Source organism: Massilia scottii (genome assembly GCF_030846495.1).
GTDB lineage: Bacteria > Pseudomonadota > Gammaproteobacteria > Burkholderiales > Burkholderiaceae_D > Telluria_A > Telluria_A violaceinigra.
This window is the reverse complement of record NZ_JAVCWM010000051.1, coordinates 1-15,000: the sequence shown is the minus strand read 5'-3', so window position 1 is coordinate 15,000 and position 15,000 is coordinate 1. Positions and strand designations below refer to the sequence as shown.

The 15,000-nt window shown below is 63.1% G+C and carries 15 protein-coding genes; 11 read left to right on the top strand and 4 right to left on the bottom strand.

Features of this window, described 5'->3' with window-relative positions:
- Positions 1–227: 227 nt before the first annotated feature.
- Both RBA41_RS32895 and RBA41_RS32890 read left to right on the top strand, forming a co-directional pair.
- A complete protein-coding gene (locus RBA41_RS32895) occupies positions 228–728 on the top strand; it encodes a HipA domain-containing protein (RefSeq protein ID WP_306628555.1) in 501 nt (166 codons plus the stop codon).
- Positions 716–898 carry a hypothetical protein gene (locus RBA41_RS32890; RefSeq protein WP_306628554.1) on the top strand — a complete coding sequence of 61 codons (183 nt, stop codon included), beginning with the start codon at positions 716–718 and terminating at the stop codon, positions 896–898. Before RBA41_RS32895 ends, RBA41_RS32890 begins: the two co-directional genes overlap by 13 nt.
- A gap of 308 nt (positions 899–1,206) precedes the next feature.
- Here RBA41_RS32890 and RBA41_RS32885 read toward each other — a convergent pair whose 3' ends face one another.
- Positions 1,207–2,022 (bottom strand): aminotransferase class IV family protein, encoded by an 816-nt coding sequence (locus RBA41_RS32885; RefSeq protein WP_306628553.1) that lies wholly within the window; start codon positions 2,020–2,022, stop codon positions 1,207–1,209.
- A 74-nt stretch (positions 2,023–2,096) separates the two neighbouring features.
- Between RBA41_RS32885 and RBA41_RS32880 the strand changes: the two genes are divergently transcribed.
- Positions 2,097–2,447: a MerR family transcriptional regulator gene (locus RBA41_RS32880; protein WP_306628552.1), complete on the top strand. Its 351-nt coding sequence runs from the start codon at positions 2,097–2,099 to the stop codon at positions 2,445–2,447.
- A gap of 329 nt (positions 2,448–2,776) precedes the next feature.
- Here the strand turns inward: RBA41_RS32880 and RBA41_RS32875 are convergent, their stop codons facing one another.
- The 3 genes from RBA41_RS32875 to RBA41_RS32865 all read right to left on the bottom strand — a co-directional run bounded on the left by RBA41_RS32875 (position 2,777) and on the right by RBA41_RS32865 (position 7,854).
- A complete protein-coding gene (locus tag RBA41_RS32875) occupies positions 2,777–5,404 on the bottom strand; it encodes a molybdopterin-containing oxidoreductase family protein (protein WP_306628551.1) in 2,628 nt (875 codons plus the stop codon).
- A gap of 4 nt (positions 5,405–5,408) precedes the next feature.
- On the bottom strand, positions 5,409–6,125 hold the full coding sequence (locus RBA41_RS32870) for a 4Fe-4S dicluster domain-containing protein (RefSeq protein ID WP_306628550.1): 717 nt from the start codon (positions 6,123–6,125) through the stop codon (positions 5,409–5,411).
- 220 nt (positions 6,126–6,345) lie between these two features.
- On the bottom strand, positions 6,346–7,854 hold the full coding sequence (locus RBA41_RS32865; protein ID WP_306628549.1) for an L-lactate permease: 1,509 nt from the start codon (positions 7,852–7,854) through the stop codon (positions 6,346–6,348).
- A gap of 703 nt (positions 7,855–8,557) precedes the next feature.
- Between RBA41_RS32865 and RBA41_RS32860 the strand changes: the two genes are divergently transcribed.
- The 8 genes from RBA41_RS32860 to RBA41_RS32825 all read left to right on the top strand — a co-directional run.
- Positions 8,558–8,785 (top strand): hypothetical protein, encoded by a 228-nt coding sequence (locus RBA41_RS32860; RefSeq protein ID WP_306628548.1) that lies wholly within the window; start codon positions 8,558–8,560, stop codon positions 8,783–8,785.
- Positions 8,786–9,060: 275 nt separating this feature from the next.
- On the top strand, positions 9,061–9,831 hold the full coding sequence (locus RBA41_RS32855; RefSeq protein ID WP_306628547.1) for an ankyrin repeat domain-containing protein: 771 nt from the start codon (positions 9,061–9,063) through the stop codon (positions 9,829–9,831).
- 46 nt (positions 9,832–9,877) lie between these two features.
- Entirely contained in the window at positions 9,878–10,381 is a 504-nt protein-coding gene (locus tag RBA41_RS32850; RefSeq protein WP_306628546.1) for a DcrB-related protein, read from the top strand.
- Between the two features lie 409 nt (positions 10,382–10,790).
- Complete coding sequence (locus tag RBA41_RS32845) at positions 10,791–11,057, top strand: hypothetical protein (RefSeq protein ID WP_306628545.1); 267 nt, start codon at positions 10,791–10,793, stop codon at positions 11,055–11,057.
- A gap of 286 nt (positions 11,058–11,343) precedes the next feature.
- The gene (locus RBA41_RS32840) at positions 11,344–11,691 is read left to right on the top strand and encodes a metalloregulator ArsR/SmtB family transcription factor (RefSeq protein ID WP_374709638.1); all 348 of its coding nucleotides are present in this window, start codon (positions 11,344–11,346) and stop codon (positions 11,689–11,691) included.
- Entirely contained in the window at positions 11,672–12,109 is a 438-nt protein-coding gene (locus tag RBA41_RS32835; RefSeq protein WP_306628544.1) for a YeeE/YedE family protein, read from the top strand. The genes RBA41_RS32840 and RBA41_RS32835 overlap by 20 nt, the downstream gene beginning before the upstream one ends.
- A complete protein-coding gene (locus RBA41_RS32830) occupies positions 12,106–12,540 on the top strand; it encodes a DUF6691 family protein (RefSeq protein ID WP_306628543.1) in 435 nt (144 codons plus the stop codon). Before RBA41_RS32835 ends, RBA41_RS32830 begins: the two co-directional genes overlap by 4 nt.
- A gap of 125 nt (positions 12,541–12,665) precedes the next feature.
- Positions 12,666–15,000: prolyl oligopeptidase family serine peptidase (locus RBA41_RS32825; protein WP_306628542.1), on the top strand; the 2,335-nt coding region annotated here is incomplete at its 3' end.

Below are 15,000 nucleotides of genomic sequence, written 5' to 3'. Positions count from 1 at the left end.
ACTTGATGGAGGCTGCTGAACGCATCGAGGCCGGCGAGGACGTCCCGGCCAACCTTGAATACATCTTCATGGCTGGGTCAGCGCCCGGCCCAAAGCGTCTGTGCGCGACGTGGACGGCTCCCTGTGGCTCGCAAAGTTTCAAAGCAAGAATGACGCCTTCGACATCCCTGCGGTCGAGTGTGCTTCGTTGGTGCTCGCACGGGAGACGGGCTTGAACGTGCCCCCCTGTGAACACGCGCATTATCGGCGAGCGCCGCATCATGATGATTCGACGCTTCGACCGCTACTGGCTGGCGCAGGGGTCGCAGCCTACCGTGGCAACGGACTTGATGCTCTTGCCCGCCGACGGCTTGACCGGGCGCCGCATGGGTTTCGTGAGCGGCCTGACCCTGGTGGGATGCGACGAGACGCAATCGCGGACAAAATCCTATGCCGGCCTGGCCCTCGCCGTACGCAAGTACTGCCATCCGAGCGTGATTCGAGCGGACAACGAAGAGCTCTTCAAGCGGATGGTGTTCAACATCTTCGCGAGCAACGATGACGACCACTTGCGAAACCATGGATTTCTCTGGGACCCTCGGCTGCCCGGATGGCGCCTCAGTCCTCTCTACGACGTGCTGCCGCGGCCTGGCCTCGCTACCGAGCGCTACCTTCACTTGGGCATTGGGCCGCAGGGTCGCCTCGCGACGCTCGACAATGCGCTGGGGGGCGTGCCATGTTCTCGTTGAGCCTGCCCCGCGCTTGCGAACTGGTCGGCGACGTCTGGCGCGTGGTTCGGGAGTGGAAGGTGTCGTTCGAGCGCTCAGGCGTCGCGGCCGATGACATCGCCAAGATTGCGCCTGCGTTCAGGCACTTGGACAGCATCAGCACGGCGGCCACGCGCAAACTGTTGCCCTGATGAGCCCCGCGCCGTGCAGCGGCACAGATATGATGGCGCCGCATGCCGTCGATGAAAATCTGTGCCAAACCTGTGTCAATTGACACAGGTTTGCATACGTACGAAGCTGAGCGAAGCCAAGCGAAGACAAGCGAAGACGAACGCAATTTTTTGATTTTAAATGAACTTCTGACTCGCTGTTTTAGCGAGCGATAGGCGGCCTTGCCGGCACTCATGCTGCGCCCCCATTGAGCTCAACCACGACGCTCACGTTACCAAAGGCGGGTTAGCCGGACGCACGTGCATCGTTCGCCAAGTCCGCGCCAACCTTAGACCGCGAGTGCGGGTTCAGCGTCGTAGGCCTGCCTCAGCAGATTCATCAACCATGTTGCTTCCAGAATCTTGTTCTGCCCGATGGCAGTGACCGCGACGCCAGGTGTCCACGAGTTCATGATGGCGGCGCCAGAAATACCAGCCAAATCGCCAAGTCTGATTTCTCGATGCTGTTGCGGGACACCCAAGCGTGTCAGTTGTCGCTGAACCATTCCCATCATCGTTCCGGTAAGAATGTCGGCCCGGGGCCAGACGACGGAATCGCCGTCCCAGAAGACGAGGTTCCAAATAGTCGCCTCACCTAGACGTTCATGCCGATCGACAAACGCAGCATCATCAAAACCCTGTTCTATGGCTCTGTGGAGATAATAGGTCTTCGCCCATTCGCCTACGTGCTTAATTGCAGCCAAATGCCTTTCATGCTCTACCACGCCAAGCCGAACGGGACCTGCGGGTCCGTCGGACGGCGGCGCGGTTCGGACCATGATGGCCGGCTCCGCTCCCATGCTGTTCGCGCTAAACTCACCTTCCGGCGAGAAGACCGTGACGGTGAGCGACATATTCTCCTGGCCTCCACCAATCGCGAGCCGGATGCTATCAAGAATTTTCTCGTCAGGAAGCGCCGTGCCAAATAGACTGACGGAAGCTTTTCGTAGCCGTGTCAGGTGTAGATCCATACCCTTGACCTTTTGATCGCGTATTTGCATTGCAGTAAAATGTGCAAAGCCCGAAAAAGCGAGTGGCACCAGGTCGGCATTGTGTACCGGCTTGGCGTTGATTAGCGTTGGGTAAACATTCGTCTGAACAGACATCGACTTGCTCCTGTGGGTTTGAATGGGAAGTAGGCAGTCTAGAACCTGACAGCGCTGTCAGAGTCAAGGGGTATATGAAGATCGGCGAACTTTCCCGACGCTGCGACGTGAGTATTCGCATGCTCCGTTATTACGAGGCGGAAGGCCTCTTGACGCCACGTCGAACGGAAACTGGTTACCGTGATTACGCTCAGGTAGACGAACAAACTGTTGAGCGAATAAAGCTTCTCGGCTCTGCCGGGATGACGCTCGCAACGATTAAGCAGTTCGCGTCCTGCATCAGAGGAGAAGGTCGCATCTTTGAACCATGCGATGAACTTCGTACCACACTGCATGGCCACTTGCGTGCGATCGATCAGAAAGCCGAGCAGCTGCTTCAAAACCGCAGGGTGCTTGAAAAGTTCATCCTGGATGTGGAGTCCTGAATACCTTCGATCCAGAGGTGCCCCCGTCACAGCTACACGGATTGCAAAGCGACCGGTAGGCAAGCGCGGCGATGTGAAGCAGAGCCACTTCGACGACGGGGCAACGCTTGGGCGACTGCATGGTCGTCCACCATCGGGTGCCGCGCCAACCATCCAGGAAGGCACACGCATGGGCGCCGGCCCGGCTCTCTGGCAGGCGTACACACGACGATGGTCGCCCCCTTCGTCGTGAGTAAGCCGCAAGTATTTGTGTGGCCGGCGGCGACTAAAACCGGGGAGGCACTATTCCCATCCTTGCCCCCTCGCTACAGTTGGCGCCTGCGCCGCCTTCAGACCACTTTCCGGATCGAGCAAACCGTATCGAACCATGCCTGCATCCCCACCAAAGGCTGCGGATTGATCGGCAGAATCGCATTGATATTCACGCCGCTTCCGCGTCCGCCATGCTTCTCGTCCCACCATAAGCCGAACTCCAGGTCGTCGACCGCCGGCGCCGGCCCGAACGCTTGCGCCGCGTCGGGCGCCAGCCCTTTGGCTGCCACCTCCACGCGCCGCCCGCGCTCACCCTCGCAAGAGCGTCCACCCGTGATCCAGCCCAGCGAATTGGATACCGCCACCACCCGCGGATGAATGCCCTTGGTGACGAACGCTTTCACCGTCGCCGAGCCCAAAACCTCACCCGTGCCCCGGTACGCCTTGTCTCCCACGGCGCCACTGAGCGGCCGATACGTGGTCAGCTCCACCGTGTCGCCGGTCTTGATCCCCAGCTTTTTCGCGGTCGCCGCATGAATCCACATCGGATTGTCATGCACGATCTCGGCCAGATACTTCTGCGACGCCGTCCTGCCCTGCGTGTGCACATTCCATTTGAACGTGGTCAGGATCAGGCGATCGGCCGCCATGCCCACGTGCGACGGGACTTGATGAAACGTCGGCAGCCCGTCGTCAACCATGCCGATCGTCGCAGCCACCTTCGCCACCTCGGGCGCATGGATCTCGAACTTGCGCGACGGCGTCGTAAAGCCGCGTACCGGCACCTCGCCCACCATCAGCCCGATCGCCTTTTCCTTGCCCTTGTCGTCCATCTTGTAGATCACGCGTGTTTTCTCGTCCACGCGGCTGCCTTCCACCAGCGCCGCGGCGAGCGGTTTGCGGTACACCTCGTACGGTTTGGGCGCCGCGCTATCGACGTACACGCCATAGTGCTTCATGTATTCGAAGCCATCCTTGAATACCTTCCCGTCCGCGCCCCTGGTCGGCAGCTTCGAACACTGATGCCGCACGAAGTCTTCGTGCTTGCCGAACCTGAAGTACTTCGCCTGCTCGGGACCGAGCCGTTTGCCGATTTCAAACAGGACATCGGCAAAACTCGTCGCGCTACCGGGCGGGGTCACCATCGGCTGGCGCAGCGTTACAAAATGCTGAAGCTCCATATTGTTACGGATGTCCATGCCCCAGCGTTCCAGGTAGGTCGCATCGGGCAGTATCATGTCGGCGTAGTGCGCCATTTCGGAATACACCACATCCGAACAGGCGTGGAAGGGAATCAGCTTTTCATCCTTGAGTACATCGACGGTCGTGCTTCGGCCTTCCGGCCAGGTCATCGGCGCGGCGATCGTATAGCTGAGGTAGACGTCCAGCCTGGCGCGTCCCTGGCGCAAATAATCGAACACGACCTGGCCGACCTTCATCTTTTGCCAGCGGTTGGCCAGCGGCCACTCCGGCGGGTCTTCCAGATCCGTCCTGATGGTCGGCTTGGGCGGCCTTGGCTCCGGCGCCGGATAGCGCGCCGGTGACAGCTTTTCATCGAGGCCGTAGCAATAGCCGCCCTCCTTGGCGACCGACCCCACCAAGGCATTGAGCATGACGACCGCACGCTCGGCATTGAATCCGTTGTAGTGCGCGCCCGTGCCACGGTTGGTGAAGGCAGCCACCGCCGGCCGCTTGCGCGCGAATTCCAGCGCCAGCCGGGTGATGTCGGCCGCCGCTACGCCCGACAGCTTCGCCGCCCATGCTGGCGTACATGGCGCCAGCCAGGTGCGGATGGTGTCCAGCCCTGGCTGGACGAATTTGTCGATAAAATCCCGATCGACTTCGTTTTCGCGCACGATCACGTGTGCCATGGCCAGGGCAATGGCGCCTTCCGTGCCCGGAAACGGCTGATGCCATTCGTCGCTGCGCCCGGCCGTGTTGGACAGCCTCACATCGAACGTGACCAGCTTGGCCCCATGGTCGTAGCGGGCCTTGACCACGCGCGACACCAGGTGCAGTCCTCCCTGGTGCGCTTCATAAAAATTGGAGCCGAAGTTAAGGAAGTAGGTGCAGCGCTCCGCATCGATCGATTCCCAGTCCGTCTCGCCGAGCGACACGTAATTGGCCGCGCGCTTGTTCGACGAACAGATCGCGCGGTGATTGAGCAATACCGGCGTGCCGATGGCGTCGAGGAAGCGGCCGATCTCCGCCTCGATGCGCGAGCGGCCCTGGTGGATGCACACGCGTTCCGGGTGGCCGGCATCGATACTGGCGCGAATGCGGCGGGCAATCTCTTCGTACGCTTCTTCCCAGGTGATGCGCTTCCACAGGCCCGAACCACGCTCACCGGCGCGCTTGAGGGGGTAGAGCAAGCGCTCCGGATAATCGTTGACGTTGGGGCCGGACTGGCCTTTGGCGCACGTCATGTGGCTGCCCATGTTCGGGTCGAGCGGATTGCCACGGATCTTGATCACCTTGTTATCTTGCACAAAGCCTTCGATGCCGCACACCGTGGAGCAATTCAGGCACACGCTGGTGATGCGCGTGGCCGTCTTGTAGTTGTTCTTGATCTTGCGCTGTTTGCCGTTTGCCACCGGCCGGTACGCCATCGCCTGCGCGGTCGACGGGTTAAGGAGAATGAGTTCGCCCACGCCGAGCGTCGCCATCGATCCGATGCCGTTCCTGATGAATGATCTGCGGTCCATGTTCTCAGCCTTTCTTCACGGTGGAACGAGCGAACGTCGATTGCAACTGGCTCCAGGTGTCGACTTCATATGAGAACGGGTCGTGGTTGCGGCCCTTGGGGATTTTCTTTTCCATGGCGCGCGGGGCAACCGTGCCGATGCCGCGGTATTTGACGGCGGGCCTGGTCTTTTCTTCGGGTTTGAGCACCGACAGTTCCTTGCCGTGCCGTTGGTTGAACGCGTTGATGCGGCTGGCCGGGTCGTTCAGGTCGCCGAAGGCGAATACATCGGCCGGACACACTTCGACGCAGGCGGGCAGCAGGTCCGCCTCCAGCCGGTGCGAGCAGAAGTCGCATTTGTCGGCCAGCTTGGTCACCGGGTCCTGGTGGATCGCGCCGTAAGGGCAGGCTTTGATGCAGGAGCGGTCGCCGTCGCATTTGTCGTCGCTGATGCGCACAATGCCGTCGGCGTCGCGCGTGATCGCGTCCTGTTCGCAGGCGCTCAGGCAGGGCGCATCCTCGCACTGCATGCACAGCGTCGGCAAAAAAGCACGCTTCATCGTTTCCTTCTTGTTGAAAGGATTGATGGCAGTGAAGTCGTAGTAATACACCTTGGTGCGAAAGTTTCCGAGCGGAACGGAGTTTTCGACTTTGCAAGCCACGGAGCAGGCGTGGCATCCGATGCAGCGTTCCAGGTCGAGCGCCATGCCCCATTTGGGGGCGGTTGCGGTATGTGCGGTCATCGTCGTTCCAATCGGAAAAGGAGCTCATTTAACCACACCATCGCGATCGTCAATGCACGCGAATGCCTCCGGAGCAGGATGGACGTCCAGTTTATTCGGGACGCGGAGGACACAGGTTCGCGTGCTCTCACCACGCCCGGTACTCTTCAGTTTTATCTCCTGCCCTCCCCCACGGCACGCCGCCGCGGGTGTCATGGAAACGCAGGTCGCACAAGCATTGTCACGCGAACAGCAGCAGCGCCGCCGCCCCTCCCAGCGCGCAGTACACGAAAGTGACCACGGCCGTCTGGCGCAGGACCTCGCCCTCGCGCCCCACCAGGTTGACGGTGGCGCTGGCAGCGACGATGTTATGCGGACAGATGATGTTGCCGACGGCGGCGCCAAAACCCTGGGCCGCGCCCAGGCCCAGCACCGACAAGCCGAGCTGGCGCGCCGTTGCGACCTGGAACTCGGTCAACAGGATATTCGACGCGGTGGCCGAACCGGTCACGAAGGTGCCAAGCACCCCGATGGCCGGGGCGAGCAGCGGCCACAAGGAGCCGGCACCGGTCGCGGCGGTCGAGGCCAGCGCATCGATCATGCCGGCATGAACCATGACACGCGACAGGCCCAGCATCGCCAGCAGGGCCGCGCAGACAGGCAACAGGCGCATGCCAACCGCGCCCATGGTCGAGGCCAGCACAGCCAGCGGAATCCGGGTGAACAGCGCCGCCAACAGCAAGCTCGCCAGCAACATCGTGCCCGGATGGTACAGGATCTGCATGCTGCCGCTAAACGGTGCAAGCGACCATGACAGCGTGACGGAACCGAGTTGTGCCTTGAGCGGAGGGAACAGGCGGGTGGCGAGCACCAGGGCGATCAGCAGCAGGTAGGGCGCGCTGGCCCTGAGCAGTTCGGCGCCGCCCACGCCGGGCGCCGCGTCCGCCGCTCGCGCGCCGCGCACCAGCTTGAGAATGCCCACAAACAGCAATGCTCCGAGCAGGGCGCCGCCCAATGTCGGCAATTCGGGCCCCACATAGCGCGCCAGCAGATAGAAAGGAAGCAGGAAGCAGCACGCGGCAAACAGCGCCCAGCCCCACAGTGGCGCCGCGCGCACGCCGCCCGGAAGGGCGCGGGCGGCAAGGAACATGACGGCCAGCGGCATCATCCAGCCCAGCAGCACGTGATAGGAGGCGGTGGCGCCGGCCAGTTCCAGGGCGCTAAAGCCCGTCGCCGCCACCTGGGGAAGGACCGGGGTACCGACGGCGCCGAAGGAAACGCCGACAGCGTGGCCGATCAGCGCGATGCTCACCGCCGCGACACGGCCGAAGCCTGCGCTGACAAGAAAGGGCGCGGCCAGCGCCACCGAGGTGCCGAACCCGGCTGCCCCCTCGACGAACAGCACGAAAAACCAGGCGATCAATAATGCCATGATGCGGGCGTCGCCGGTAATGCGGGCCATCGCTTGCTGCAGCACATCCATGCTGCCGGTGCGCAACTGCAGTTCGTGGATGCACAGGGCCGGGAAAATGATCCACAAAATAGTGATCGCGATAAAACCGGCCTCGGCCAGCGCACCGCCGACGCTAGCGAACATGCCCAGCTGCGGCATCACTGTGGTGCCCAGGCCGAATTGCCACCAGGCCAGGACGACGGCGATGGCCAAACCGGCGCTGCCGGCGCGTGCGGCCGAGGCGCGCATGCCGATCATCAGCACCAGGATGACAAGGATAGGAAGGGCGGCAAGCACCGGTCAGGCCGACCGGACGAACGGACAGGCGGCCATGTGGCGGGCCTGCGCATGGCGCGCGCCAGGGCCTGCGCGCGGCGGCTCGACCAGCGCGGCACTGTTGCCCGGACTGCATCCGCCACACCCTGCGCCTGCCAGTAACGCGCGGCATAGCGTCGTCCATGTCGCCAGGATAAATCTGCTCATCCGATCCTCGTGGTTGGATTATCGTCAGTCTTGGTGCAACGGGGACAGCATACCAAATGCTGGCAAGCACGCCAAACCGGACGTCCTGCTGCACTTTCGCGTGCATCTTTCCGCCCAGGCTTGTCAGCCGGCATTTCTTGACTTTCCATCCCATCCTGCTTCCCATTTAAACCCTTGCCACGCCCCTAAAATTTTTCTATATTGCAAAGGTTACTGCGCCAGGGAAAACACAACCGTTCGCCTCTGCAGTCCGCACAACACGCCTGCGCGCGCACGGTGCTTCACGCCGCGCACTTACCAGCAATGCCTGCCGACGCCACCGCGTCGCTACAAAAAGGATGTACGATGAACTTGCCCCGCTTGGCTGCTCACCGCCGAAACCTCGACGCGTTTTCGCGCCGTCTTTTCGTTCGGCCCGGTCGACGAGATCGACGGCTACGGCGGCCGCTTCACGAGCTTCAATCCCGCCAATCCGCGCGAAGCGGCGCTGCGCTCGCCCGGACGCTGGTTGGAATCGGTGCGCTCGCCCGTCTGTGTGATCGAAGGCGCGGGCGGCAATCTCGATTCGCTGCTCGCCATGCGCAACGCCACGCGCAACCCGCAGATCCGCTTCGTTCCGGTCAGGGGCGCGGATCACTTCAACGTGCTGGCGCCAGCGAACCGCGTGATCGCGCAGAAGATCCTGGGCGACAGCGGCGCAGCGACCAACATCACGCTGTCGGCGACAGAAATCACCCCGCAGTAAGCGCCATGCCGCGCGCGCCCCATCCGTCCCGGGCAGATTGCCGGCGCCGCTCCTTGCGGCGGCGCCAGTTGGCCCGACAGGGTCATGCAGCACCAGCCAAGCCGATCCCGGCGCCCGCTGCGTTCCGATACAAATTGTTTTCCATGATATGGTTTGTTAGAATTCATCTTGTTTTTTTAATATTGCACACATCACCGGGCAGCATCAAACCCGGGGACTGACCTGGAACCAGCCATCGCCATGCATGCCAAGAAACCGCCGTACGACGCTTCGCAATGAATGATGCCGCCCGCCTCACCGCATTGGCCGCCTGCTTGCTGGCCGTGCCAATGGCGTGCGCAGCACCGTTGCCGGTCCAACCGTCCGCACCGCAGCGCTGCCCCGCTGGCATGGCGCTGGCCGCGCCACGCATCTTCGCCGCCCTCGGCAAGGACCGCCACGCCGCGCTGAAAAAAGTCCTGGCCGCCGGCGACAATCCGAATGCATGCCATGGCGGCGTCACGCCACTGATAATGACGGCGTCCAGCGGCGACGTCGATGCCATCCACATGCTGCACCAGGCTGGCGCCGTGCTCGATGCGCCGCGAAGCGCCCAGGGAGGCACGGCGCTGCACGCGGCGCTCGATGCCGGCCAGTGGCCCGCCGCCAGCGCCCTGCTCGAACGCGGCGCCGATACGCGTCAGCGCGACGACGACGGCAACACAGCCTTGCACCACCTGGCCAAGAGTGCCCGCCACGCGGACGTGCGCGCGCAAGCCGCGCTGGCCGACATGATGCTCAAGCTCGGCGCTGCGATCGACCAGCCCGGGGCGCAAGCGACCACGCCCTTGATGCTGGCCATCGAAGCCGGCAATCTGGAACTGACCGCTTTCCTGATGGACCAGGGCGCCGACCCGGCCCTGCGTAACGCGCGCGGCGAAAACGCGCTGGCCATCGCGCGCCGGCGCGCCCTGCCCGCCATTGTCGCCATGCTGGAGCGCTGCATCGGCCAGCGTCCGCCGCGCTGCGCCGACAACAGCACGCCGCCGCGCTACTCGACCAAATAGCACCACGCCGACTACTTTTTGACTCCCCAGAAAACGGATATAGCGCATGAGCGAGAACACAGCAGCAAGCAGCACCGAGCCGGCGCCCCGCGTCGGCATCCACGAAGGCAGCATCGGCCTGCCTCCGGGCTACCAGGACAACACCACCAATATCTTCGTGCCGGCCGACCTGCAAAACCAGCCCAACCTAAGCATCGCGCGCGACTGGCTGGCCGACGGCGAAACCCTCGCCGCGTATGTCGACCGCCAGCTTGGCCTGCTCAAGGCGCGCATGCCCGGCCACAAGCTGCTGGCACGCGCGCCGGAGCGCCTTGGCTCGCACCAGCCGGAAATGTCGGGCGAACGGATCGAGGCGCAGTACAAGAACGGAGCCCAGACGATCCGCCAGCGCCAGGCCGCCTTTTTGATCGGACCGAAACGCGCGCTGATCCTCACCGCCGCCACCGCGCGTCCGTTCGACGAGCGTTTCGAGACGCTCTGGCGCACTTGGCTCGACAGTTTTGCACCGCCCGCCAGCGCCGATGGAGACGCTGCCCCAGCCGACGCGTAAAACCCGACGTAATGCCGCCATGCTCGAAGCTGGCCGCATTACCGGCCTCATTGCCCACACCAGTGCGCTGCACTCCCCCGCGCAAGGCAGCCAAATATGCGCACGCATTCGGCCGCACGCGGGGGTGAAAACTGCTATCCCGCCCGACCGGCGAACATTCCCCACCAATTGCGAAAGCAGCTGAAACCTGGACTGCAATCCCAGCGTGAATTTGCCCCTTTATTCATATTGATATACGGACATTTCATATTGCCCACCGACATCACTGGCGCGAATAATGCATATAGCCACGAAAATGCTGATATTAGCCATGGTGATATGAGGCATCATAAATCAAAATTTTCTTTATACCTCGGACTCTCTTATACTGCACTGCAACAACGCAATTTAATCCCCAGGAGAGTTCCAAATGAGCAGCGCCACCTACACCCAACCGACGAACCCAAGCTTCCGCCATTACCTGACCGACGTCAGCAATGCGGCGCGTGCCTTTGCCGCAGCGCTGTTTGCCGCGCAAGAGCGCCAGTTCATCGCGCAGGAAGTAGCGGTCAAGCCGACCCAGAACGACCGGGCGCGCATGCGCAGCCATCGCAAGCTGATCGTCATGGCAAATGCTTACCAGCACATGCATCCTAGCCTGGCGGCTGAACTGCGCAATCTGGCTTCGCGGGGTTGATCATGGAAGTCATCGAATACCTCCCGGGCGCGCTGGCAGCCATTGCATTGGCCGTTCGCATCGCCATCTTCTTCCGCGATGGCCCGGAGCCAGAGCAAGACCAGCAAGACGTCTGAATCTCACCGGCCGCGCTCGCGGCCGGATGTATTTCCGCGCTGCCACCGCTGCAGCGTACAACCTTCCCCGCAATTCCAGCATGCCCGGCCCGGACAACTGATCCGCACATATTCTATCTTGTGATATATTATCCAGATTGATATTGACGATTGCTGCCGCGCCCATGCCCATGCTGGAAAATTCACTCGATCTCGAACGCTTCGCCGCTGGCGCGGAGCAGGCGTGCGCGCTGTTAAAAGTGCTGGTCAACCGCGACCGCCTGCTGTTGCTGTGCCAGCTGTCGCACCAGGAGCGCAATGTGGGAGAACTGGAACAACTGACCGGCATTCGCCAGCCGACGCTGTCGCAACAGCTCACCGTGCTGCGCAACGAACAACTGGTCAGTACCCGGCGCGCCGGCAAGCAGATTTTCTACTCGCTCAGCAGCGCACAGGCCAGCGCCGTCATGGATGTGCTGTATCAGCAGTTCTGTTCACCAACCCCGGAGAAAAACGACGATGCCACCGCTCAGTCCTGACCTTGTCCGCGCGCTGGCCGGCGGCGCCCTGATCGGCCTCGCCGCCGCCATGTTCCTGTTGCTAAATGGCCGCATCGGCGGCATCAGCGGCATCCTCGGCGGGCTGCTGCGTCCGGTTCGTGGCGAACTCGGCTGGCGCATCGCCTTTCTCCTGGGACTGGTGCTCTCCCCTCTGGTGTTCGTGCTGTTCGCTCCCCTGCCCCAGGTGCACGTCGAAGCCGGCAAGGCGAGCCTGATCGTGGGCGGCCTGCTGGTGGGACTGGGCACCCGTTACGGGTCCGGCTGCACCAGCGGGCATGGCGTGTGCGGCATCGCGCGCCTGTCGCCCCGCTCGCTGGCCGCGACCGCCGCCTTCATGCTGGCCGGTTTCGTCACCGTCTTCGTGCTGCGCCATCTCTTAGGAGCGGGAGCCGTATGAAATACGTCAGCGCAGCGTTCGTCAGCGGCCTGGTTTTCGGGCTTGGCCTGATCCTCTCGGGCATGACCGATCCGGCCAAGGTGATCGGCTTTCTCGACCTGGCCGGCAACTTCAATCCCGCGCTGGCGTTTGTGATGGCCGGCGCCATTCCGGTGGCGGCGATCGCCTTCCGCATCGCGGCACGGCGTTCGACTGCGCTATTGGGCGGAACAGTGCACCTGCCCGGCGCGCGCAAGATCGACCGGCGCCTGCTGATCGGCGCGCTGACCTTTGGCGCGGGCTGGGGCGTGGCCGGCTACTGCCCCGGTCCCGCGCTGGCATCGCTGGCGACCGGCGGCAGCGATGCCCTGCTTTTCGTCGCGGCCATGCTGGGCGGGATGCTCCTCTTTGAATTGATCGAATCGGTCCGCAAGGCACGCCGCGTGCGATAGGCCGGGCGCGCAATGTTGTGCGGCAGCGCCAACCCGTGGGCCGCCCACACCCGCCGCGCCTGCGCTAGAATGCGATCCTGCAACTTCTCGCATTTCCTTTCATTTCCTCTCGAACTGTATTTACCATGCGCCTATTTGTCCTACCCCTCCTGGCCGCGATGTGGGCGATCCCCGCCGTCGCCGCCACGCCCATCAGCCTCGATCAGGCAATGGCCCACCCCGACTGGATCGGCACGCCGGCGGAAACCGCCTGGTGGAGCTGGGACGGCAAGCAGGTGTTTTACAAGCAGAAGCGCACCGGTTCGCAACTGCGCGACATCTACCAGGCCGCGCCCGGAAAACCACGTTTGGTTGGCGACGCCGAACTGGCCAATCTGGACAGCGACAAGGTCATCTACAACCGCGAGCGCACGCGCTCCATCATGCTGCGCAACGGCGACCTGTTCGAACGCGATCTCAAAAGCGGCGCGCTGACCCAGATCACGCGCGGCAGCAACGGCCTGGTCGCGCCCCAGTACTCCGCCGACGGGCGCAGCGTGCAGTTCCGCGTCGGTCACGAATGGCTCGGCTGGAACCGCGCCGACCGTCTGATCTCGCCGCTGGCCGCGGCGCACGCCACCAAGGACCCCGCCGCCGCGCCGGACGCCGACAACCTGCGCGACCTCCAACTGCGCCTGATCTCCACCCTCAAGCGCCAGAAGGACGACCGCGACGCGAGCCGCGACCGCGCCGAACAGGAACGCCGCGCCGATCCCACCCGCGCGCCCACGCCGATCTACCTGGGCGACAAGGTCGTCATCGACGGCAGCGCCCTGTCGCCGGACGGCCGCTGGCTGCTGCTGGTGACCGCACCCAAGGCCACCGACAAGGGCCGCATCGGCAAGCTGCCGCGCTACGTGACCGAATCGGGTTACGAAGAATTCGACGACCAGCGTCCGCGCGTCGGCCGCAACGCACCGGTCTCGCACACACTGAAGCTGGTCAACCTGGCCACGCGCGAGATGCGCGACCTGTCCTTCGACAGCCTGCCCGGCATCGGCGTCGACCCGCTGGCGGACCTGCGCAAGGCGCAAAAACTGCCCGAACTGAAAGGCAACCGCGTGGTGCGCGTCGATGACGATGGCGCCGCGGTCGAATGGAACCGCAGCGGCACAGGCCTGGCCGTGATGCTGCGCGCCGCCGACAACAAGGACCGCTGGATCGCCACCGTCGACCTGGCCGGCGCCACGCTCAAGCCGGCCCACCGCGTCACCGACAATGCCTGGGTCAACTCGGGCAACAACGAATTCGGCTGGCTGCCCGATAACAGCACGCTGTGGTACCTGTCCGAAGAAAGCGGCTACGCGCACCTGTACACCCGCGCTGGCGACGGCAAGACGCGTGCGCTCACGCAGGGCAAGTGGGAAGCGACCCGCATCCAGTGGTCGGCCGACGGCGCCACGGCCTTCATGATGTGCAACCCGAAGAACCCGGGTACGTATGAAGTGTGCTCGGTTTCGGCCGTTGATGCCAGGCTGCGCGAAGTGACGGCGCTCGAAGGCGTCGAGCAGTTTGCGTTGTCGCCGGACGAACGCAAGCTGCTGGTGCACTATTCGTCGAGCTACATGCCGGCGCAGCTGGCGACCATCGCTGCCAGTGGCGGCGCGCCCGTCAAGCTGACCGATACGCGCTCGCCCGACTTCAAGGCGCGCAGCTGGATCGAGCCGCAGTACGTGGCGGTGCCGTCGACCAAAGGCGCGGGCCAGATCTGGGGCAAGCTGTATCGGCCAGCGAATCTGGAACCGGGCAAGAAGTACCCGATCGTGATGTTCGTGCACGGCGCGGGCTACCTGCAAAATGTGAGCAAGCGGTATCCGGTGTACTTCCGCGAGCAGATGTTCCACAACCTGCTGGTCGAGAAGGGCTACATCGTGCTCGATCTGGACTATCGCGCTTCAAAAGGCTACGGGAGCGCCTGGCGCACGGCCATTTATCGCCAGATGGGCTATCCGGAGCTGGAAGATTACGTCGATGGCGTGAACTGGATGGCGGCGAACCACCAGGGCGACCTGAAAAACGTGGGCGTGTACGGTGGCAGTTATGGTGGCTTCATGACCTTCATGGCGCTGATGCGCGAGCCGGAGATGTTCAAGTCAGGCGCGGCGCTGCGGCCCGTGACCGACTGGACGACGTATAACCACGAGTACACCGCGAACATTCTCAATACGCCTGATCTGGATCCGGAGGCATACCGCAAGTCGTCCCCGATCGAGTACGCCGACAAGCTGCGCGGACACCTGCTGATCTCGCACGGGATGGTGGACGATAACGTGTTTTACCAGGACTCGGTGCGCATCGCGCAGCGCTTGATCGAGCTGAAAAAGGATCATTGGGAACTGGCCAGCTATCCGCTGGAACGCCACGCGTTCGTGCAGCCGGAGAGCTGGTATGACCAGTATCGCCGGATTTACCAGCTGTTTG